Genomic DNA, 20,370 nt, shown 5'->3' on the forward strand with positions numbered 1-20,370 from the left:
TCGAGAAGCTCGCGACCGGAGCCATGCACCCGCCGGGACCGAGAGGTCACAACCCTACCGAAGAGGGCTGCAGTAGGGATGGTCCTCTAATGAGCGACCAACCAGAACCGATCCGCTGGACCAGGTGGTGGGACTCCAGGCGGGCGAGCGTGCGATAGACGGTGGCCCGCGACAGGGACGCGGTGACCACCAGCTCGGCAGGTACCTGGGCAGGGCGGGCATGCAGGGCACCGATGACCATCAACGCCGAGGAGCCAAGGGCATTGTGGGCAAACGCGTCGTGCGCCATCAGCAGGGCAATGACCCGGGAATCGACGTCAGCTCCGCTGTCCGTCTCAGGGGTAGACCACTCCCCAAGCTCCCCGTCGGGGTGGCACTGACTGGGCTGATCACGAGACACACCAGCGCGCTGCTGGTCTGCAGGTCCGTCGGCCAGGTACCAGGTCGAACCCTCGGTGCCGTAGCCGACCCGCAGACGACGCAGCCAACCGCCCGGCTTCAACACCAACTCGTAGGCCTGCCGCAGGGTCTGCCGGGAGATCCCGGCCTCCTCCGCCGCCTGCCGCTCACTCGCGAAATGCAGACGGCCCCCGGCTGCCTGGGCGAAGTTCAGGTGCGCCCGCAGCACCCGCAACGCGGTCCGGCCCCGCTCGCCGCGCCACGCAGTGGTCTCGATGCGCTCCCGCAGCCGCGCCAGAACCTCATGCGCCTCGCCACGCGACGCGACATCCGTCGTGGATTCGACCAGGGCCAGCGCGGTGGCCCAGACACGCTCGACATACCCCCGGGCGCGGGCGTGCCCCGACCGCAACGCGATCACCTGCGCATGTCGGCCGCCCTCGTGCTCCGGGTGCAACAACAGCCGGGCCAGCTGCTCGACCGTGCCACCCGCGCGGGCCACGTGGCACGCAATCGCCGCGGTGATCCGGTGACCGTGCTCCGACTCCGCCTGCCGCCGCTCCCGCAGCCGGACCGTGCCACCACCGGCCCGGGAGTAGGCACCGGTTGCATACCGGCCACCGAGATCACCCAGCAGAATCAGATCAGCGGCCGAGCGCGGGAGGCCCGACAGTCCGAGGGCTGGTCCCGTTATGGGGGGCGTGCGAGATGGGCGTGAGCTTGATAGCGCTTCCTCGCGCTGCTGCCGAGGGAAAGCTGAGGCTGGCATCCTGGTCGTGTCTCGCAAGGACGTGGACACCACCAAGGCCCGCTAAGACCGCGGGTGGTGTCCGGGACCGACCTCCAATCGGTGCCAGGGATGCCTCCAGGACTCCACTCCTGGGGGCATTCGTATGTCCGGCACCGCTCGGAGGCAGGCCTGCGCTCACAGCATCAGCCCGGCACCAGCAGGGGGCCAGACTCGGGGCCAATCGGGGGCCAAGCAGCATGACTGCCTGTGACTCCCTCTGACTGCTTCTGACTGCCCTTCCCGCAGGTCACAACCGATTCGCCACCCCATCGGTGCAGGTCAGAAAGGTGGGGCAGGAAAACCCGGCGTACAGGCCGACTCGTCCGCCGCCATACAACGCCGCAGGTCAGGCAGCTACCTGAGCACGCAGGGAACAGAGCCGTCGACAAGCCGTATAACGATCTTGCCGTTGCCCACGGGGCCGTCTCACAGGCAGCACCGGCACGCGTCACGGACGCAGGGAGCCATGATGGGACGATGAGCAGCTGCCATCCGGCGCGCTGGGCCTGCACAACCTGCCCTCGAAGTCCTGGCAGGTCAATCGCGGCTGGATGCTGAGCGTGAATCTCGCCGCCGATCTGAACGCCTGGCTGCGACTACTGGCCCTGCACGACCACGACGACCTGGCCGACGCCGAGCCCGACACCATGCGCTTCCGCCTCTATCACCAGCTCGCACTACTGACCAAGCGCGCCCGCCGCCACTGACTGCGGATCGCAGGTGACCTCGCCCTGGGCCAGCGCGTTCACCTGTGGTGCGGGGCTGCGCTCGAGCAGTCTCCTGTACTCGCCCGGATCCGGCAGCGGTCCGTGGTCCGATGTCACCCTCAGCGCCGCGGCCGCGGTGACGTGTCCGGTCTGCAGGCAGCGCTCTGCAGACTGCCCCTTGAGCAGGCCGGCGAGGAAGCCGGCGGCGAACGCGTCACCGGCGCCGACTGATTCGACGATATCGACCTTGAGCGAGGGCACAGTCACGCTCGTGTCTGCGCAGAAGGCGGTTGCCGCCGTCGCACCGTCCTTGACGATGAGAATCCGGGGATCGGGCAGGTACGCGCGCACGTCAGTCGCCTCGCGCAGCTCCTCTCCCCACAGCGACTGCGCCTCGTCCAGACCAACGAAGACGACGTCGGCTGCCTGTGCCAGTGTGCGCAGCAGCTCGCGCGGCGGCTCACGCCACAAGGACGGGCGATAGTTCACGTCGAAGCTCGTCGCGGGCCGGTCGGCCGGCTTGTCGCAAAACGCGGCCATCGCCAGTTCCCGGCAGCTGTCGGAGAGCGCCGGGGTGATTCCGGTGAGGTGCCAGAGGGTGGCCGCGCGCAGCGCGGGGCTGGCGAGCATGTCGGGCCCCATGGCCGAGGCTGCCGACCCTCGCCGGTAGTAGCTCACGCGTGTGCCTGCCGCGTCCGGGTCTTTGACCAGCAGGCCGGTCGGCCGATCCGGGTCGGTCTGCACCGCAGTGACGTCGACTCCGGCGGCGCGCACCCGGTGCAGCACCCGGCGGCCGAAGACGTCGTCACCGAGTCTCGACACCCACCGGGACCTCACCGCGTGATCGGCCAGGTACATCGCCACGTTGGACTCCGCTCCGGCCACGTCGAGGGCCAGGCAGGTGGTCTGTTCCAGGGCGATTCCGTCCGTCGGGGCCAGAGCGACCATGGTCTCGCCGATACAGGCCACCACGTGGCCTTCGGCCCGCGCTGCGGGCCGCCAGAGCAGATCGGTCATGTGCGTTCCCAATTGTTGTGACGTTCCTGTCCGTCCATGCTTCCCATGCGTGCGCCCGGCCCGGCGGGTGCGTCGAGTATCGCCGCCACGGGGGCCTCGGCACGGAACGATGCGGAGGCGGAACCGGGAATCTCGACGGTAACGGTGAGGACCGCGCCGTCGTGCGGTCCTGGTGCCCGCAGGCCGTAGCTGGCAGTCGTGATGTGGAGCAAGCGTCCGTCGGCACCACCAAGGCAGACGCTGGTGGGCTGTGTCGCGGGGAGCTCGACCACGCGGTCGAGCGTTCCGTCGGGCAGGTAGCGGTGGACGGCGCCCGCGCCCCACAGCGCTATCCACACGCCGCCTTCACGGTCCACCGTCATACCGTCGGGCTGCCCGCTGCTGCCGGTGAGGTCGACGAGGAGTTCGCGTTCGCTGAGCGCGCCGGTGGCGGGGTCCACCCGGAAGCGGTGGACCGAGCGGCGGGCGCTGTCGGCGAGGTACATGGTGGTTCCGTCGTCGGTGAAGGCGGGGCCGTTCGGGATCGTGACGCCGTTGAGCGCCTTGCTGACGGTCCCGTCCCGGTCGACCCGGTAGAGCGATCCGGCGCCATCGGTCGTGTCATAGGCCATGCTGCCGACCCACAGCCGACCGGACGGGTCCGCGATGGCGTCGTTCATGCGCATGCGCTGGTGAGCGTGCTCCTCCGGGCAGCTCAGCCAGGTGACCGCCCCGGTTCCGGGGATTATGCACACGCCTGTTCCGGCCGCCGCGATCCATGTGTCCCTGCTGCCGTGGATCGCGGCGACCGCCCCGAGCGGGACGTCGAGCGCAGCCAGGATGTTCAGCCGCTCTCCCCCGCTGTCGGCCAGCAGTCGCCCGGCGAGGATGTCCACCAGGACCAGGCGGCCGTCCACCCACCGTGCGCCTTCACCGAGTTCGAGTCGATCACGCCAGCGTGCCGTGGCGTTGCCCAGTTCTGTCCCGGTCACCGGCCGGGCTCCTCGGCCAGCCGAAGGTATGCCCGCGCGCGTTCACGGAGCAGTGACAGGTCGCCGCCGTCAGCGGCGTCGCCGATCAGTGGGCTGCCCACCCCGATGGCTGTTGCGCCGCCGTTCAGGTAGCTGCGGCCGGTCCGCGTGTCCACGCCGCCCACGGGGACGAACGGGACCTGCGGGAAGGGGGCTCGCAGCGTTCTCAGGTAGCCGGGCCCGCCCGTGGCTGAGGCGGGGAACAGCTTGACCGCGTCCGCTCCGGCCGCCTGTGCCGCGATCACCTCGGACGGCGTCAGGGCTCCGACCAGGGTCGACATCCCCAGACTGCGGGCCTGCTCGACGCCGTCGCCGAGGCCTGGTGTCACCGCGAACTGGGCCCCGGCGGCGTGTGCGTCGCGGGCGTCCTGCGCGGTCACCACCGTCCCCACGCCGAGCAGTACCTGCACTCCGAGTTCCTCGCGAGCCCGGGTTATGACGTCGAGCGCCCGGTGGCTGGTGAGGGAGACCTCGATCAGGGTGACGCCCTCGTCTGCGAGGGTGCGCACGGTGTCGAGGGCCGCCTCGGCCCGCCGTCCGCGCACGATGGCCAGCAGCCGCCGTGCACGAAGCAATGAAACAAGATCCATTTCTTCAGTTCCTTCCGGTGCGGCGCGGGCATCCGCGAGGTTGAGTACTCTGCCGAGAATCGGTTCCGCGCCGATGCTGCGGTAGGGGTGGTGCTGGGGAAAGCCGCCCAGGCTGCGCCACCGCGCGACCGGGGCCAGCCGCTGCTCGGCTTTCACGGTCAGTGGTTCGCCGTGGATGGTGACGGACGCGTTGTGAGCGCGGCTCACCACTCAGCCAGGGTGCCGTCGGGCTGGCGCCAGACCGGATTGCGCCAGCGATGCCCGGCGCGGTCCGCGGCTCGCACGGCTGCCTCGTCGACGGTGACTCCGAGGCCGGGCAGCGACGTGCGCAGCGCGTGTCCGTCGACGAAGCGGAACGGCTCGGGGTCCAAGACGTAGGACAGCAGGTCCGCGTCGTTGTTGTAGTGGATGCCGAGGCTCTGCTCCTGGATCAGGAGATTCGGTGTGGCGAAGCCGAGTTGCAGGTTCGCGGCCAGCGCGATCGGGCCGAGCGGGCAGTGCGGGGCGAGCAGCGCGCCGTAGGTGTCGGCGAGCGACGCGATGCGTGACACCTCGCTGATCCCGCCCGCGTGGGACGGGTCCGGCTGCACGACCGCCACCCCGGCCTGCAGCACGGGCAGGAAGCCCACGCGGGTGTAGATGCGCTCTCCGGTCGCCAGTGGCACGGGGCTGGCCCGGACCAGTGAGGCCAGGGCGTGGTGGTGTTCGGGTAGCACCGGCTCCTCGACGAACAGGGGCCGGTGCTGCGCGAGTTCGGGCAGGATACGCCGGGCGGTGGCGGGGGTGAACCGTCCGTGGCAGTCGATGGCCATGTCCCGCTCGGGGCCCAGCGCTTCGCGCGCTGCCGCCGCGCGGGCCAGGACCCCGTCGACCTCGGCCGAGGTCGCGATCGGTGACATGCGTCCGCAGGCGTTCATTTTCACCGCCGTGAACCCGGCCTCGACCTGGGCTGCTATCCCGTCAGCGAGTTCCTCCGGCTCGTCGCCCCCGACCCAGGCGTAGACGCGGACCCGCTCGCGCACGGCGCCGCCGAGCAGCCCGTACACCGGCGCGTCGTACGTCTTGCCGGCGATGTCCCACAGGGCCTGGTCGATGCCGGCCACCGCGCTGGAGAGCACGGGGCCGTCCCGGTAGAAGCCGCCCTTGGTCAGGACCTGCCAGTGGTCCTGGATGCGCAGCGGATCCTGGCCGATCAGGTACTCGGCGAAGACCTCGACGGCCGCGCGCACCACTTCGGCGCGCCCTTCGACCACCGGCTCGCCCCAGCCGACGGCGCCTTCGTCGGTCTCGATCCGGCAGAACAGCCACCGCGGCGGCACCAGGAAGGTCTCAACCCTCGTGATCTTCACGTGAGGCCCGTCCCGGGCCGTACGCGTTCCTCGCCGCTGATCGCCTTGTCCAGCAGGGCGGACACGGCCGCCTCCGCCGCGTCCGAGTCCTGTTCCCGCGCGGCGTCGAGTACCGCCCGGCGGCTGGGCACAGTGGCATCGGGGTGGTCGTCGCTGCCGTGTACGACTTGGTCACGCGCCACGAGGGCGGATCCGAGCACCGCTTCCATGCGCTCCTGGAGTTCGTTCTGGGTCGCACCGAGCAGGCTGCGGTGGAAGGCCAGGTCCGCCTCGACGGCGCCGCGCGGGTCGCCGGCCGCGGACATCGAGGGCCGGGCGGTGTCCGCGCCGAGTTCCTGCTGTAGCGCCGTGAGGTCGAGCGCTCCGCCTTCCGGCAGCTCTCCGCTCAGGACCCGCCGGGCGATGATCTCCTCGGTCTGGCCGTGGACGCCGCGGCTTCCATAATTCGGCATGTGCTGTGTGCCCTTCTTGACCTCTAGTCGGAAGCTCAGGCCGATGCCTTGGCGACGCTCCAGCCGCCGTCCACGACAAGGCTCGCGCCGGTGATGAACGATGCCTCGCCGCTGGCGAGGAACGCGATGGCCGCCGCAACCTCCGATGGGGCGCCGAAGCGGCCCGCCGGGGTGGCCTGGACGCTCTGGTACCGGCCCTCGTCGCCGACCCGGTCCCAGGCGGCGGTCAGCACCGGTCCTGGCAGCACCGCGTTCACGCGTACCTGCGGTGCGTACTCGACCGCGAGCTGCCCGCACAGCGATACCAGTGCGCCCTTGGCGGCGGCGTAGGCGGGGTGGCCGGGTATCCCGATGCGAGCGTGGACCGAGGAGACCAGCACGACGCTGCCCTCGCGCTCGCGCAGGTCGGCCAGCAGCGCGCGGGTGCCCAGGAAGGATGCGGTGAGGTTGACCGCCAACTGGCGGTCCCAGGAGGCTCGGGAGGTCTCGTGCACGGCCGCGACGTCGACGTTGAACGCGTTGCTGACGAGCAGGTCCACCGGGCCGAAGGCGTGGGCGGCCTCGGCGATGCGGTACCAGTCCCCCTCGTCGGCGGCATCGGCGTGCACGAAGCTCGCGTGGCCGCCGCCGTCCGTGATCGACCTGCTCACTTCCGCGCCTCGGTCGGAGATGTCCGCGACGATCACCGCCGCGCCCTCCTGCGCGAGGCGTCTGGCCGTCGCCGCGCCGATACCCGACGCTGCACCGGTCACCACGGCCACCCTGCCTGTGAACCGCCCGATGATGGCATGCTCCGGTCCGCTCATCTGGTGACGACTCCTCAATTCCTTGACGGGTGATACACAGTCACAGCAATACGTGGATTGCGAACGTTGCTCATCGCAGTTCCCGGCCCTGGGCCTCGCGGCCACCGGCGTCGGACGGATCGTCGAGCAGAACACAGCCCTGGTCGGCCGTGCCTGGCAGCGTGGCCGGCGACTGTCCGACTCGCGCGGTCGCTCCGGCCGGGGCCTCAGGGCCGTGAGCCGACCTTGCCAACCGGCCTTCCAGAACCTCGCCCTTCCTCAACCAGGCCACGAAGTCGGCACCGGCCCTTGTGACGCCCGGGTTCGCCCACTCGGGCTCGCGCCCGCCGAAGCCGTCTCGAACGCGGACGGGACCGTCCTTACCCGCCGTGATCCTGAACCACGTCGTGATGTTGTTCTCGCGCCTCGCGGAGACCCGGTGGCCGCCTTCGGCACGCAGGTCGGTAAAGGCCGCGTCGTGCCAGCTCCACGGGATGGCGGGGAACAGGCGGATCGTCTCGGTGTCGCGCTTTCCCGGGGTCGGACTCCAACTCTGCAGCAGCATCTCCTGGACGGCCTGCATGGCAGCGAAGTTGCCCTCCAGCGTGAAGGGCCGGTAGGTGAGGTTCGAGAAGCCCTCGCCCGACTGGTCGCCGTTGACGTGGAAGCCGTTGCGCGAGACGAACGCGCGCGTGAAGACGTCCAGGTGGCGGGCAGCCGCTTCCCCGTCGCCGACCCGCGCGCGCAGGCAGCTCATCCAGGCCCACGTATAGCCGCACCATTCGCCGGTGCCCAACTCGTCCCAGGCCGCGAGCGATGCTCGAATGCGCTCATTGTCCCGCGCACCGCCGTCCACGGAGATCAGGTTGAACGGGTGGATCGCGATCAGGTTGGACAGGTGACGGTGGCTCTCACGCAACGGCGTCTCGGCGTCCAACAACAACTCACCGTCGGCGGCGGCGTGGAAGTCGCCCAGTTCGTCGGCCAGTCGTGCCCACTTCCGCGCCGCCGTCGACTGGCCCTGTGCTTCGGCCATCTCCGTAAGCGAGAGGAACAGCATCTTCAGGCACATGAGGTCGTAGTTGCTGTTGGGCTTGAGCCAGGCACGCGGGCCGTTGTCGAAGATCTCCGGTGAGGAGGACCTGGGTAGCACCAGGATCCCGTTTGCGTCGCGCGAGAGCAGTTCCGCCAGGCATCGGCCCACCTCGGCGCACCACGGATAGGCACGATCCCGCAGGAAGTCGTCGTCTCCGGTGTAGCGCCAGTGCAGATAGAACAGGTGGGCGTTCCACGCACTCATCGTCGGGGACATCGAGTACTGGCCCCACCCGCCGAGGGGCTGGCCGGACAACGACATCACACCGGGCGACGCCAGGCCGCCGGTGCCGTAGAAGTCCATGGCGAACCTTCGGAAGGAAGGTGTCAACTTCACCAGGAAGTCCAGGTAGCTGTCGCCGGACTCGAAGTGACCGGCCCCCTGGTAAGCCATGTAGGTCAGCTGGGTGTTGAGATCGTTGTGGTAGTCGCCCTTCCACGGCGGCAGGCCCCCGTCATCAGCGGTCCAGACGCCTTGCAGCGGCATCGGCGGCGCGCCCTGGCGCGAACCTGCACCGTAGAGGTAACGGGCGAACTGGTAAGAACGCCGGATGTGCGGTGACGGTATCTCAATGGACGACTGTGCCCAGAACTCGTGCCACCACGCAGCATGCGAGGACAGGACTTCCGCATAGCCCTTTGCCAGCGCTTCGTCGCACCGCTTCCGGGCCAGCATCAGGAGATCCTCACCTGGCGCGCAGTCATTGGTGGTGGTCACGGCCACAGCCAGCAGGGTCTCCGCACCGCGGTGTCGCGTGACGACACAGGCGCAGTACCTGAAACCGTCCGCCGCATCCTGCACGTACCAGTGCGCATCGTCCGTCTGCCCGCGTTTGGCCGGCGGGTAGCCGAGCCCGGCCACGGCACCACCGCTTCTAGGACCGGCATCTCCGGATTCCTCGACTGCACCGGCCGGCAACAACCTGGCTTCCAGCACGGACACGCCGACAACCCGAAGCAGCGCAACAGGTTCGGTCGCACTGACGAGTACCCGCGCCGCGGCTCCGTCATCGAACGCCACCACGCCCTCGGCGGTGGCGAAGTCCAATTCGAACGTCTCGATCGTCCGCGCGGGATCGACCTTCACTTCCAGGCGGCCGGCCGGCAGCTTGGTCGGGGTGACGCCTTCGTAGTACTGACTCCAGGGGTCTCCATCGTCTTCGAGACTGTTCCAGGGATGCTCCTTCCACCATTCCGCCTGGCCGGTAGTGCGCTCGTCCCAAAGATCCCCGCGGTCCAACGACAGACGCAGGGAGCTGCCTTCGCCCCACAGCAAGCCGCCGATCATCCCGTTGCCGAGCGGAACGGCGTCATCCCACCGGCCGACGGGAGCGGCGAGGCGGAGATTGTCGGCCGGATCGGCCGCGGGGACCTGCATGGTGGTGCTCGCTTTCGGCGCTGGTCGAGCGGCTCAGCGCACCACCAGGGCGGGACACACCTGGTTCCTGCATAAGCCGAACGAATTTTCTTGGGGGCGCAATGCCGTTAACCCTCGGGGGCACACGGTCGGACACGTCTCGGCCGGATCCTCGTAGCCGGTCGGGACGCGTCCCGATCAGACCCGCGCCCTCACGCGGATCAGCTCAGTTGATCGTCCACTGCTGAAGCGCGGAGCCGGTGTTCGCTTGCTGCGTCACCAGCGCTCCGGCGGACGTTGAGGCGGTCGTGAGAACCAGCCCGCTGCGCTCGTTCGTGATCGAGTACGCGCCGCCTGCCAGCTGCGTCACGTTCCACAGCTGGTTGGTGCTGCCGACGCAGGTCCACTGATCGATCACGGCGCCCGCGTTCGATCCGCCGCCGTTGACGTCGACACAGAGTCCGGACAGGACGTTGACGATCTCGTAGGAGCCGTCGGGCTGCTGCGCAAACGTCCACTTCTCGTTCGAGCTGCTCGCCGGCGTCCAGGTGTCGAGCTGGACTCCGGGCGACGTGCTGCTGCCCGGGTCGTCGAGCGCCATGCCATTCGCGGTCAGAGTGTGGGTGGTGCCGTTGAGGTTGGCGTTGACAGCCCAGCTGAAGGTGGTCGAGCCGCTCGCCGTGCCCGAGGTGGCGGTGACGGTGACGTTCGAGGATCCGGCGGTGGTCGGGGTCCCCGAGATCAGACCCGTGGAGCTGATGGACAGTCCGGCCGGCAGGCCGGTGGCCGAATACGTCAGGGCGTTGCCGAACGAGTCGGTGCCGGCGACTTGGAGCGACGCGGACCGGTTGGCCGTCGTGGACTGCGAGCCGGGACTGGCGACGATGACGGTCTCGGGAGCTGATCCGACCTGGGTGAGTGTCAGGGTCTGCTCGGCCGCGGTGCGCGTTCCACCGACGCGGTTGCCGGTGGTGTTGGTCCAGTTGCGAGGCGGCGTGGTCTCAGAGAGCCGGCCCGCCGTCGAGGACATGCCGATCACCAGGCCGCTGTAGCGGTTGACGAGGCGGTAGGTGCCGTTCGACGGCGTGGTCGGGAGGACGAACCACTGCTGGCCGACGGTCGGTCCACCGGACCCCTGCGGGGTGACAGTCGGTGCAGTCCCCCAGCGGCGGCTGGCGGTGGAGGTCGAGTCGACGCCGAGCAGCCGGCCGGTGGAGGCGTTGGCGACGTTGTACGAGCCGTCACCGTTGCTGGTGAACTGCCACTGCGCCAGGGGCGACCCACCGGCGGCGGTCAGCGAGGTGGTCGCGGAGCTTCTGGCGACCTGCGACAGGAAGCGGCCGCTCCCGCTGCCGATCGTGTACCTCTTGGTCGTGTCGATCGGTGCGGCCGGCGCGGACGTGGCGATGGTCGTGTTCTCATACAGTCCGCCGGAGCCGTTGTAGCAGGAGACCGAGCAATACGAGCGGAACGTCTTGCCGACGATGGTGGAGCTGGTCGCGTTGGCGCCGTCGACGAACCAGCGGTACCAGGACTGGTCCGTGTAGCTGCCGGAGTCGCCGATCAGCGTCCACTGCTGCGTCGAGAGGTCCCTGGTCGCGTAGTACTGCTGCGGACCGGTCGTGCTGACCTGTTCCGGCTCGCCGATGTACAGGCCGAGGTACGCGTCGTAGGTGATGTTCATGAGGAACAGCGGCGACTTGGACGGCAGGGCGCCTGCCGCGACCTGCTGGTCGACGTCGCCAGTGGTCGATGGGCTGTAGTCGTCGGCGACCGGCGTGTAGCCGGTGGCGTCGACCGAGGTCGGGACCATGTTGCTCTCCAGGCCGCCGACGCCCGGCTGCGTCCAGCTGCCGTCGTACCACTTCTGCCAGGTACCGGTCGCCATCTTGCCGGAGATCGGTGCGCGGGCGACGTGCGCCAGTCCGTCCATGCTCCCCGTGACGCCGCCTTTGGGGACGATGCGCGAGCCGTAGTAGAGGTAGAAGTACCCTGACGCGGTGTCGACGTACAGACGCGGGTCGCCGTCGCCGTAGTCGTACACGGAGTTGGGGAACGCCGTGGTGTCGCCACGGGTGGTGCTGTAGGGCGACGTGACGGCGTGGCCGAGGATGGTCCACACCTTGCCCTGGTCAGTCGACTCGGCGTAGTCGATGGCGTCGTAGTGCAGGCCGTCGCCGAAGGGCTGGCCGGTGAACTCGTTGTGGACCAGGCCGTACCAGTTCCCCGTGTCCGGGTCGACCCAGGTGCCGACGAGATCGCAGTAGTCGGTGAGCGGGTAGCCCGAGCTGGCGGTGGCGTTGACGCCGGTCGGGCCGTTCTCGCAGCGCCAGGTCGTGTTGGCGTTGCTGTCCGAGGAGTTGGCCGGATTCACCGCGTTGTCGAGGGTGTTGTCCGCGGTGGCGGTGTCGAAGTTCGTTCCGGTGTAGAAGGACCACTGGTGCGGGTCGGTGACGCCGTAGTTCGAGTAGGACTCCTGGTAGTAGAAGGTCCCGTCCTTGTCGATGAAGGGACTGGCCGGCGTGTCGTCGGGGTTGGCGAAGGAACCGGTGGAGCCGACGGTCACCGTGTAGGTGGCGCTCGCCGGAGTCGCCGAGGCAGGCGATGTCGCCAGGGCGCTGGTGACCGGCACCAGTGCGGCTGCGGCAGCGACCGCGACCGCGACCAGTGAGGTGAGTGGACGTGACACAGGTACTCCTTCGTGTCAGAACTGCGTTGATGAGCGGTTCAGGACTCCCCGTGGAAAGGTGCGCCACCCGTGCTCAGCGCGCGGGAGGCGGACCTCGTCTCAGCCTTCCGACATGCGGAAGTCGTATGCCGCCGGAACCGGTTGCCCGGGGTAGACCGCTGTCCAGAGCGCGTCGAGGGAGAGCTCGCCCTCGCGCATGTTGTCCACGCGGATCCCTTCGGCCAGGAGAACCCTGACTCGGTCGTCGTCGCCCGAGGCGTGCACGGCCCTCGCCTCGGCCAGACGGATCCGGCCGTGGTCTCGGTCGGCCTGCGGCAGCGCCTCGATCAGGGCCAACACCTCGCCGGAACGGCCGGCAAGGAGCAGAGCGTCGAGGACCTCGATCGTCAACTCTCTGAGATCCGGGAGCAGCCGGTGCGCCTCGGCCGCGAGGTCGGCTGCCTCCTCGGCCGAGCAGGCCAGGAAGGCCAGCGCACGCAGAGCCCACGCCGTGGGCCGCTCACCGACCGAGCGTTCGAAAGCATCGCGCGCGGCGTCGTCATCCCCATCGGCCAGACGCATCAGGCCGAGGTGGTAGAGCGCGTGCCAGTCGTCGGCGCGTTCCTCCAGGAGCTCCCGCCAACGCGGCCCGACGACGGGTGCGGCAGGCGGGTCGCAGACCGGGAGACAACCGGACACGAGCAGTTCCAGCCAGGGACGCTGGGCGGTGTCGCAGGACCCGAACGGCAACTCCGGCACCAGCGGCAGCGACCCGGCCTCGATCTCCAGGGCACCCCACCCCGAGCCGTGCGACAACATCTCGCCGGAGCCGACGAACTCCGAGGTCGACGCCAGCGCCGCGTCCAATACCGGCGGCGGGACCAGCTCATGCAAGGAGGCGGCGACGGCCGATCGCGCCTCATCCCAACTCCCGTGCACCGCCTCGGGATCGGCCTGTGCCATCCCGTACGCCTCGACCCACGACCACGTCACACCGCCGGGCATCGGCACGTGCTCCAACTGCGTGCGCGCCAGACCGGCCTGGATCTCCAGATAGGCCGAATCCGGGCCCGACAGCCATTCCTGCCAGTTTCGGCCGCCGGCCGCGGTCCCCCAGCAGAAGAGCTTGCGGCCGCGCAGCCGGTCGGTCGAGGTCTGGATGAGCCCTGATCCGGTCGCGTCCAGCGATGCGATCCAGCCGCGCTCTCCGTCCGGGACTTCCAGGAAGTAGTCCGCCGCGCGCGACATCCGGCCCGGATAGCTCCGGTCCATGCCGTCGAGGTTCGGGAACTCCACGTACTCCAAGTCGCTGATGTAGTCGAACCGGAAGGCATGGTCGGCCGGGCCGACGACGCGGACGTCCGGGGCCTCCGGCACGGCGATGTTCGTCCACCAGTAAACCGGCGTCTCGTCCGGCGACGGATTGCGGACGGAGACGTGGACGTACAGGACGTGCGAATCGGCAGGGAGCCACGCGTCGACCTGTACGATCACGCGCCGCAGGCGTTCGAACTCGTACATCCGAAGCACCGGCGTGCCGTCCGGTGCGGTCGCCCGGACAGCGTGCAACGGTTCGCAAGTCAGCGGCCAGTGGCCCGTCGTCCCGAAGTTCCATTCGACGCCTCCGGCCAGCCACGCGTCCCGCAGGGCCAGGTTCGCCGGCTGCAGGATCTCGTTGCGGTGCAACAGCTCCCGGCCGGTCGGCCGGTGGATCAGGGACCACAGACGTCCGCCGTGGCCGGGCAGGAACGTCGCTGTCAGGGTCTCGTTCTCCAGGACCACGGTCGGCAGTTCGCGCTCGCTGCGCAGGCGGTCGTAGCCGCCCTGCCGGGTATAGGGCACCAGCGAGTGTGGCCGGCCGTAGGCGAGGTTGCGTGACATCTCGGCGTCAATTCCGACGCCTTCAGCGGTTCCAGGCGGATGCCCTGGAGGATCGGCAGCACGCCGCCCACTGGATCGGCCGCCCCTTCGATCCGAAGGACGCCGGTGCGTAGCGATGAGCTCATTTTCCTATTCCCACCGTCATGCCTTGGATGATGCGTGATCCGATCCAGCTGAACAGGGCGAGCATCGGGGCGAGGAGAATGCAGACGCCGGCGAACATGACGCCCCAGTCCTGGCCGCTGTACTGCTCGGTGGCCAGGAAGTTGACCATCGCGACCGGGAGCGTGATCTTGTCCTGGCTGTGCAGCAGGACGATCGCGAACAGCGTCTCGTTCCAGCCGTTGATGACCTGGAACACGAAGGCGGTGATCAAGCCGCCGCGGGCGACCGGGACGATCACCTTCACGAAGGTCTGGACGGGACCGGCCCCGTCGAGGACGGCGGCCTCCTCCAGCACGGCCGGGACGCCGGCGAAGAAGCCGGTCAGCAGGTAGACGGTGAACGGCAGGGCCAGACCGACGTACACCAGGATCAGGCCGTAGAGGCTGTCGGTGAGGTTGACCTTGGAGAGACCGACGAACAGCGGGATCACCAACACCTGGCCGGGGACGCCCAGACCGAGGACGAACATCATCGTCAGGGCGCTGGTGGTGCGAGTGCGTCTGCGGGCCAGGACGTATGCGCAGGGCGCAGCGACGACGACGACCAGGGCCGCGGAGGCGAGGGCGACGAAGATGCTGTTCAGCGCGGCCCGGCCGAAGCCGCCGTCACTCAGGGCCTTGGCGTAGTTGCCGATCTTCGGGCTGGTGGGGAGCCCGAAGGGGTGATTCAGGACGGCGTTGCTGCCGCGCAGCGAGGAGGCGAAGGTCCACAGGAGCAGGCCGATGTCGGCGGCGACGACCAGCCAGACCAGCCAGGTGCCGATCCGGACCGCCGGTCCGGTTTTCTTGCGCCGGCTGCTCCTGCCGCGCGTGGGCAGTGCGATGGTCACGACGTGCTCCTCAGTACTCGATGCGTTCGCGGCGCAGCACGCGGCGCAGCAGGACCGTGACGATGGCGACCAACAGGAGGGTCACCAAGGCGGCCGCCGTGGCCAGTCCCAGCTCCGGGGCGCCCTGCTGCGGGAACGCTTCGCCGTAGACGTACACCGCGGTGTTCCAGGAGTTGCTCGGCGGGAGGCCTCCGGCACTGGTGCCGCCGAAGACCAGGATCAGCTGGAAGATGTTGACCGTGCTGACGGTCCACAGCACCGCGCAGACCGAGATGACATCCCACGCCATCGGCAGCGTCACGTTCCGGAATCGCTGCCAGGCGTTGCAGCCGTCCAACTCGGCGGCCTCGTACAGGTACTGCGGGATCTGGTCGACGCCGGCCATGATGATGGCCGTGTAGAAGCCGGTCGCCGTCCAGATCAGCGTCCCCATGACCATCGGCAGGAGGTTGTCGGTCGACAGCCACTGCGGCGGGGTCCTCACGCCCAGCCAGTGCAGCACCTCGTTGACCGGGCCGGAGGGGGAGAACAGGAACCCCGCCAGGATGCCGAAAACCATCGCGTTGACCAGCGTGGGGAAGAACAGGACGGACCGGGCGAACAGCCGGTGGCGCATCTCCCTGAGAACCATGGTCAGCGCGAGGGCGAGCGCGAACGTGACCACGCCGCCGACGATCAGGATCTCCAAGGTGTTGGTCAGCGCGGTGTGGAACACGGGATCCCGCCACAGGATCCGGTAGTTGTTCAGGCCCCTGTCCTTCATCGGACTCAACCCGTCCCACTTGTAGAAGCTGGTGTAGGCGGCGAAACCGATCGGCACGAGGAACAGGACGGTGTAGAGGATCAGGGCCGGGGCGGCGAACGGCCAGAACGTCCGGCGGTGCTGCCGCTCCAGCGGCGACTGGCTCCGCTTGCCGCGGCGGGGGGAATCCCCCACGACTTTGCGGAGGCGGGTGGATTCGGTGATGAGCGCGTTCATGGACCGGTCAGCCCTGGGTCTGCCAGTAGGCGATCTGGTCGGACTTCATCTTCGCGATGAACTGAGCGGCGGTCAGCTTGCCGTGCCAGAAGTCCAGGAAGTTCTGGTTGTAGACCTTGTTGTAGTAGTCGGACGGGATGGTGTTGCTGAAGTCCACGCGCAGTGTCGGGGCGCTCAGCGCCTGCTGGACGGCGGCCAGCTCCGGCGGGGCCGCGATGTCCGGTCGCGAGGTGATGTTGTCGGCGACAGTGGAGATCCCGGCCAACTGGCTCTTCTGCATGAAGAAGGCGATGAACTGCTCGGCCGCCGAGATGTTCTTGGCCTTCTTCGGGATCGAGAACCCGAACGTGCCGGCGTCCGCCTGGGTGACGCCCGGCGGCAGGATCATCCCCGTCCTCCAGGTGGCCGGGATCTCCTTCGAGACCTCGGCGGTGACGTAGCTGCCGTCCATGTAGAACCCGGCCCTGCCGTTGGCCCAGTTGGTCTCCTGCGCCGGGTACTTGGTGGCGGTGTAGGTCGGGACGATGTAGCCGCCGGAAACCAGTTGGTCCATATCGTTCACCGCAGTGGCGACACCGGGCGCATCCCAGGCGGCGCCGGTCCTGTCAGCGGCCAGGGCCGACCAGTTGACGCCGTTGGCCAGCAGTTCGTAGTCGAGGTAGAGGCCGTTGGTCCAGGAGTCCTCGCCCTCGGAGGCGATGCAGGGCTCGCTCTTGGACTTCAGCGCCGCGCAGACGCTGATGAACTGGGCCCACGAGGTCGGCGGCGTCGGCATCGCGGCCTTGATGTTCGGATCGGCGGCGTTGTAGAAGATCCCTTCCGCGGTGACCTCGTAGGGGATGACGTAGTTGCTGGTGCCGTCGGAGTCCTTGGGCTGCGAGGTCAGGTACTTGGCAGGGATGACGCTGCCGACCTTCACGTTCTCGCCGGGGACCGTCATGCCGAGCACCGGGGTGAGGTCCAGGGCCTGGCCCTCTGACCCGAGTGTGCTGAGGACGGTGCCGGCGTTCTGGTCCCACAGGTCCGGTGGGTCGCCGGCGGCGACCGCCGGACCGATCTGCTTGGTCACGGTGCGGCCGGCCCACGTGACGTCCACCTTGATGCCGGTCTGCGCGGTGAAGGCGGTGATCGCGGATTGCAGAACCTTTGCCTGCGGCTCGGTCTTGTTCCACATCGACCAGTAGGTGAAGCTGTCGCCGGACTTGGCGCCGCCCGAGCCCGCTGTGGTGCTCGTGCTGCTGCAGGCGGCCATGCCGAGCGCGAGCGCCGCCGCGGTGGCTATGCCCAGGACGCGCCTGCTCGTCTTCGAAGTGCTGACCATCGTGAGGATCCTTCTTGGCCGTGGTGTACGGGGTGGTCGACGAGTTCCGCACCGTGGGGGTGGGCGCGGAGATCGGGCGGAGCGGTGTGGTGCTGGGTCGGAACAGTAGGTCCTTGTGTAGCGGTAAAACAAGAGTCTCCGCCTGGATCCTTTTCACCGGGCGGACAGGGTGGGGTCGATCGACCAAGTAGACCCAGCGAGAACACGACTTCCCTGCTTGACGGGCCGGAGGTCGGGGGCTATGTTTTGGACAACGTATTTTACCGATACAATTCCGCTAAGGAACACGCCCGTGGTGACGATGCAGGACGTGGCCGAACGTGCCGGGGTCACGAAGATGACCGTCTCCAACGTCGTGTCCGGCCGGGTCCGCGTCCGCCCGGAGACCGAGGCCCGCGTCCGCGCGGCGATAGCCGAACTCGGCTACATGCCGAACCTGGTGGCCCGCTCCCTGGCGACCGGCAGCACGATGACGGTCGGCCTGTTCGTCCCGACCACCTCCAACTGGTTCTACTCCGACATCATCGAAGAGGTGGAAGACGTCCTCGAAGAAGCCGGCTACCACCTCCTTCTGTGCACTACCCGCCTCGACGGCGAGCGCGCCCGCCGCCACCTGGCCGGCCTCACCAGCCGCTCCGTCGACGGACTCCTCATCGCCGGCGACCGAGACCTGATCGACCATCTGCCCCTCCTGGCCGACGCCCGCTTCCCGGTGGCCTTGTGCGCCTGGGAAACCGACGCGCCGGACACCCTCCCGGTCATCACGATCGACTACGAACACGCGGGCTTCCTCGCCGGCCGCCACCTGCGCGAACTGGGCCACGAGCATGTCGCCGTACTGACGAGCCCCACCCATTTCCGTCGGCTGGAAGGCTTTCGGCGCGCCTTCGCGAGGGACGGGATGACGGTGCCGGACACCGCGGTCCACTCCATCTCGGAGCCGACGCTCGACGCGGCCTTCGCGGCGGCGAGCGCGGCACTCGCCGCCGACCCTGACCTTACGGCGATCTTCGCCACCCACGATGTCCTCGTCCACGGGGCGATGGACGCACTACAGGCGCAGGACCGCTCGATCCCGCAGGACGTGTCGGTGGTCGGGCACGGCGACGTCGCGGTGGTCTCGCGAGCGCACCCGTCATTCACGACGGTGTCGTTCCCGAGGCGCGCGATGGCGCGCCAGGCGGTCGAACTGCTGCTGCGGACCATCGCCAACGGCAAGACCCCGACCAATTTCATCCAGCTGCTACGTCCGACGCTGACCGTCAGGGAAAGCACTGGGCCGGCCCGAGTAGTCGCACCCGACGGTTCCCGGTAGGCCAAGCCAAGCAACACCCCGCCGACCGGGCCGCAGGACGGCGCGGACAGCGTCATCACCCGGCTGGCACCGGCGCGCAGCACGAGGACGCGATCCGGCCTACGTACTGGTGGGCCCGCGTATTCAACTGTCACCAGGTGGCTCGACCGGCCCCGGAATCGCTACCGAGCGTGTCGGCCATCGGGAGATTCTGGTTGCCAGGGGCATCCGCTTGGATGAACACGTGACTGTCTATGACAGAGCTCGTCAGCTCCCCTCCATCGCCGACCTGGAGAACACGTGCCGCTCACTGGCGATGCTCAATGCGATCCTGAGCCGGTCGAGGAGCCGGCGTTCACCGACGAGGACAACGTGCCTGCCGTGACGGCCTGCCTGTGGCGAGGGGCGACGGACGGACGGTGGCAGCACGGCGTGATCGACTTTCCCGCCGGTTGTTCCAACCCCGATGGGGCAACGGGCCTGTTCGAGCTCCTGGTCGACCAGTCGCCGGAAACGTTCCAGCGCTTCGCCGAGGACTACTACGAGGTTCCCGTTGACCTGGAAGCGGTGCGTGAGGTCTATGCCCTGCGACCGCTGAGCCAGAAACTCGTGTCGTCGCTCAACTCGGAGGTCACCTTCGCCGACCTGGCCGAGGACATCGCCGAGATCGGCTACCCGCAGCCGGGTCGGGACGCGATCAGAGCTTCAACTGTCAGTGACTCGTTGGGGAGTCCAGCTTCCTGGTGACCGTGTGGGCGGCGGGGGCGTATCGGCTCCAGGTGCCTCCAGCTTCGGACGGGACGCCTTCGCGCCGCTCGCGGTGCCAACGTGGATGTCGCTACAGTCCACTCCGTGCTGCAGCAATGCGTCGATCTGATGATCGGGGTTCTGGTCTGCGGTGGACACTCGCGCGTAGCCGATGAGCATGTGCCGGAATCTATCTGACGGACCGTTCTCCGAACATTGACACTCGACACGAGTTGCCGACACCGCCCACCTGCCGGTTCGTGATCGCGGTGCCGAGTGTCGACAGACGGTCGTCTGTCGACACCAATCCCCCTCTTCGCCGGTTGGCCGTGAGCGCGGGTCGTCGGGGAGAGGGAGGGCGTTCACCGGATTTCGAGGATGTCCTTCAGAACGTTGAGGTTCTTGGCGACCGCGTGTTTGACCCGGGGGCCGGCGATCGCGGCGATGGCCTTGAGAGCTCCGGGTGCGGTGACGTGGAAGGTGTTGACCAGTCGGGTGGTGTGCTGGTCGAGCCGGGTCAGCTGGTAGGAGGCGGTTCCGGTGAACGGGCCGAAGTTGCCGTCCATGGCCAGCAGGTTCGGGGGGTCGTACTCGCTGACGCGGAAGTGCTCCTCGGCCGGGCGCGGAATCGTGCGGGTCTGGCGGTAGGTCGAGCCGACCCCGATCGGTCCTGGGGAGGTCTGCTCGGTGTGGCCGAGCGCATAGTTCCAGCGTGGGAGGTTCTCGGGCCGCGCAAGGTAGGCGAAGACCTCGCCGACGGGCGCGTCGATGGTCACGGTGTTGTCGAATCGCATGATCGTTCCTTGCCTGGGCGCGCGGTCGGCACGTCCCGTGCGGGTAGTGGAGTCAGTCGAGGTTGAGGCGTTTGTTGAGGGCCTCGCCTGCGGGCAGGGTGTCGATGAGCTTGTGCAGGAATTCGAGGACCGCGTCGGTCT

18 protein-coding genes are annotated in these 20,370 nt (G+C 68.6%); 3 read left to right on the forward strand and 15 right to left on the reverse strand.

The features are described 5' to 3' along the window. Positions 1-46: 46 nt before the first annotated feature. Entirely contained in the window at positions 47-901 is an 855-nt protein-coding gene (locus ABH940_RS36010; protein ID WP_370107195.1) for a hypothetical protein, read from the reverse strand. 839 nt (positions 902-1,740) lie between these two features. On the opposite strand from ABH940_RS36010, the gene ABH940_RS36015 reads away from it, so the two are divergent. Then, positions 1,741-1,896 carry a hypothetical protein gene (locus ABH940_RS36015; RefSeq protein WP_370067067.1) on the forward strand — a complete coding sequence of 52 codons (156 nt, stop codon included), beginning with the start codon at positions 1,741-1,743 and terminating at the stop codon, positions 1,894-1,896. Here the strand turns inward: ABH940_RS36015 and ABH940_RS36020 are convergent. From ABH940_RS36020 to ABH940_RS36075, 12 genes are all read right to left on the reverse strand, one after another. After that, positions 1,867-2,913, reverse strand: coding sequence for a sugar kinase (locus ABH940_RS36020; protein WP_370107196.1), 1,047 nt, complete (start codon positions 2,911-2,913; stop codon positions 1,867-1,869). The genes ABH940_RS36015 and ABH940_RS36020 overlap by 30 nt on opposite strands. Continuing rightward, complete coding sequence (locus ABH940_RS36025; protein WP_370067063.1) at positions 2,910-3,884, reverse strand: SMP-30/gluconolactonase/LRE family protein; 975 nt, start codon at positions 3,882-3,884, stop codon at positions 2,910-2,912. The genes ABH940_RS36020 and ABH940_RS36025 overlap by 4 nt, the downstream gene beginning before the upstream one ends. Continuing rightward, the gene (locus tag ABH940_RS36030) at positions 3,881-4,513 is read right to left on the reverse strand and encodes a bifunctional 4-hydroxy-2-oxoglutarate aldolase/2-dehydro-3-deoxy-phosphogluconate aldolase (RefSeq protein WP_370107203.1); all 633 of its coding nucleotides are present in this window, start codon (positions 4,511-4,513) and stop codon (positions 3,881-3,883) included. The genes ABH940_RS36025 and ABH940_RS36030 overlap by 4 nt, the downstream gene beginning before the upstream one ends. A 203-nt stretch (positions 4,514-4,716) precedes the next feature. Beyond that, a complete protein-coding gene (gene dgoD, locus ABH940_RS36035) occupies positions 4,717-5,862 on the reverse strand; it encodes a galactonate dehydratase (protein WP_370107197.1) in 1,146 nt (381 codons plus the stop codon). Further along, on the reverse strand, positions 5,859-6,314 hold the full coding sequence (locus ABH940_RS36040) for an FCD domain-containing protein (RefSeq protein WP_370107198.1): 456 nt from the start codon (positions 6,312-6,314) through the stop codon (positions 5,859-5,861). Before ABH940_RS36040 ends, dgoD begins: the two co-directional genes overlap by 4 nt. A 35-nt stretch (positions 6,315-6,349) precedes the next feature. Continuing rightward, a complete protein-coding gene (locus ABH940_RS36045) occupies positions 6,350-7,120 on the reverse strand; it encodes an SDR family NAD(P)-dependent oxidoreductase (protein WP_370107199.1) in 771 nt (256 codons plus the stop codon). Positions 7,121-7,190: 70 nt separating this feature from the next. Beyond that, positions 7,191-9,572: a hypothetical protein gene (locus tag ABH940_RS36050; protein WP_370107200.1), complete on the reverse strand. Its 2,382-nt coding sequence runs from the start codon at positions 9,570-9,572 to the stop codon at positions 7,191-7,193. Positions 9,573-9,777: 205 nt separating this feature from the next. Continuing rightward, the gene (locus tag ABH940_RS36055; RefSeq protein ID WP_370107201.1) at positions 9,778-12,240 is read right to left on the reverse strand and encodes an RICIN domain-containing protein; all 2,463 of its coding nucleotides are present in this window, start codon (positions 12,238-12,240) and stop codon (positions 9,778-9,780) included. Positions 12,241-12,339: 99 nt separating this feature from the next. After that, the gene (locus ABH940_RS36060; RefSeq protein WP_370107202.1) at positions 12,340-14,100 is read right to left on the reverse strand and encodes a DUF5107 domain-containing protein; all 1,761 of its coding nucleotides are present in this window, start codon (positions 14,098-14,100) and stop codon (positions 12,340-12,342) included. A gap of 121 nt (positions 14,101-14,221) precedes the next feature. Continuing rightward, the gene (locus ABH940_RS36065; RefSeq protein ID WP_370067049.1) at positions 14,222-15,094 is read right to left on the reverse strand and encodes a carbohydrate ABC transporter permease; all 873 of its coding nucleotides are present in this window, start codon (positions 15,092-15,094) and stop codon (positions 14,222-14,224) included. 10 nt (positions 15,095-15,104) lie between these two features. Continuing rightward, on the reverse strand, positions 15,105-16,073 hold the full coding sequence (locus tag ABH940_RS36070) for a carbohydrate ABC transporter permease (protein WP_370067047.1): 969 nt from the start codon (positions 16,071-16,073) through the stop codon (positions 15,105-15,107). Positions 16,074-16,080: 7 nt separating this feature from the next. Further along, entirely contained in the window at positions 16,081-17,394 is a 1,314-nt protein-coding gene (locus ABH940_RS36075; RefSeq protein WP_370067045.1) for an ABC transporter substrate-binding protein, read from the reverse strand. 301 nt (positions 17,395-17,695) lie between these two features. On the opposite strand from ABH940_RS36075, the gene ABH940_RS36080 reads away from it, so the two are divergent. Continuing rightward, positions 17,696-18,709: a LacI family DNA-binding transcriptional regulator gene (locus ABH940_RS36080; RefSeq protein WP_370067127.1), complete on the forward strand. Its 1,014-nt coding sequence runs from the start codon at positions 17,696-17,698 to the stop codon at positions 18,707-18,709. A gap of 279 nt (positions 18,710-18,988) precedes the next feature. Beyond that, positions 18,989-19,435, forward strand: a complete 447-nt coding sequence (locus ABH940_RS36085; protein WP_370067043.1) for a hypothetical protein — start codon at positions 18,989-18,991, stop codon at positions 19,433-19,435. On the opposite strand, the gene ABH940_RS36090 is transcribed toward ABH940_RS36085, so the two are convergent. Together ABH940_RS36090 and ABH940_RS36095 are read right to left on the reverse strand one after the other, a co-directional pair. After that, entirely contained in the window at positions 19,394-19,615 is a 222-nt protein-coding gene (locus ABH940_RS36090) for a recombinase family protein (protein WP_370067041.1), read from the reverse strand. The genes ABH940_RS36085 and ABH940_RS36090 overlap by 42 nt on opposite strands. A 182-nt stretch (positions 19,616-19,797) precedes the next feature. After that, on the reverse strand, positions 19,798-20,229 hold the full coding sequence (locus ABH940_RS36095; protein WP_370067039.1) for an SRPBCC family protein: 432 nt from the start codon (positions 20,227-20,229) through the stop codon (positions 19,798-19,800). Positions 20,230-20,370: the final 141 nt, after the last annotated feature.

The sequence above is a fragment of the Streptacidiphilus sp. BW17 genome (genome assembly GCF_041262485.1).
Taxonomy (GTDB): domain Bacteria; phylum Actinomycetota; class Actinomycetes; order Streptomycetales; family Streptomycetaceae; genus Streptacidiphilus.

Bases quoted from the DNA above. Each gene is read 5' to 3' on its own strand.
- ABH940_RS36030 (WP_370107203.1), bottom strand. From the start codon at position 4,513: ATGGATCTTGTTTCATTGCTTCGTGCACGGCGGCTGCTGGCCATCGTG.
- ABH940_RS36045 (WP_370107199.1), bottom strand. From the start codon at position 7,120: ATGAGCGGACCGGAGCATGCCATCATCGGGCGGTTCACAGGCAGGGTG.
- ABH940_RS36095 (WP_370067039.1), bottom strand. From the start codon at position 20,229: ATGCGATTCGACAACACCGTGACCATCGACGCGCCCGTCGGCGAGGTC.
- ABH940_RS36015 (WP_370067067.1), top strand. From the start codon at position 1,741: ATGCTGAGCGTGAATCTCGCCGCCGATCTGAACGCCTGGCTGCGACTA.
- ABH940_RS36050 (WP_370107200.1), bottom strand. From the start codon at position 9,572: ATGCAGGTCCCCGCGGCCGATCCGGCCGACAATCTCCGCCTCGCCGCT.
- ABH940_RS36060 (WP_370107202.1), bottom strand. From the start codon at position 14,100: ATGTCACGCAACCTCGCCTACGGCCGGCCACACTCGCTGGTGCCCTAT.
- ABH940_RS36075 (WP_370067045.1), bottom strand. From the start codon at position 17,394: ATGGTCAGCACTTCGAAGACGAGCAGGCGCGTCCTGGGCATAGCCACC.
- ABH940_RS36080 (WP_370067127.1), top strand. From the start codon at position 17,696: ATGCAGGACGTGGCCGAACGTGCCGGGGTCACGAAGATGACCGTCTCC.
- ABH940_RS36020 (WP_370107196.1), bottom strand. From the start codon at position 2,913: ATGACCGATCTGCTCTGGCGGCCCGCAGCGCGGGCCGAAGGCCACGTG.
- ABH940_RS36040 (WP_370107198.1), bottom strand. From the start codon at position 6,314: ATGCCGAATTATGGAAGCCGCGGCGTCCACGGCCAGACCGAGGAGATC.
- ABH940_RS36090 (WP_370067041.1), bottom strand. From the start codon at position 19,615: ATGCTCATCGGCTACGCGCGAGTGTCCACCGCAGACCAGAACCCCGAT.
- ABH940_RS36070 (WP_370067047.1), bottom strand. From the start codon at position 16,073: ATGAACGCGCTCATCACCGAATCCACCCGCCTCCGCAAAGTCGTGGGG.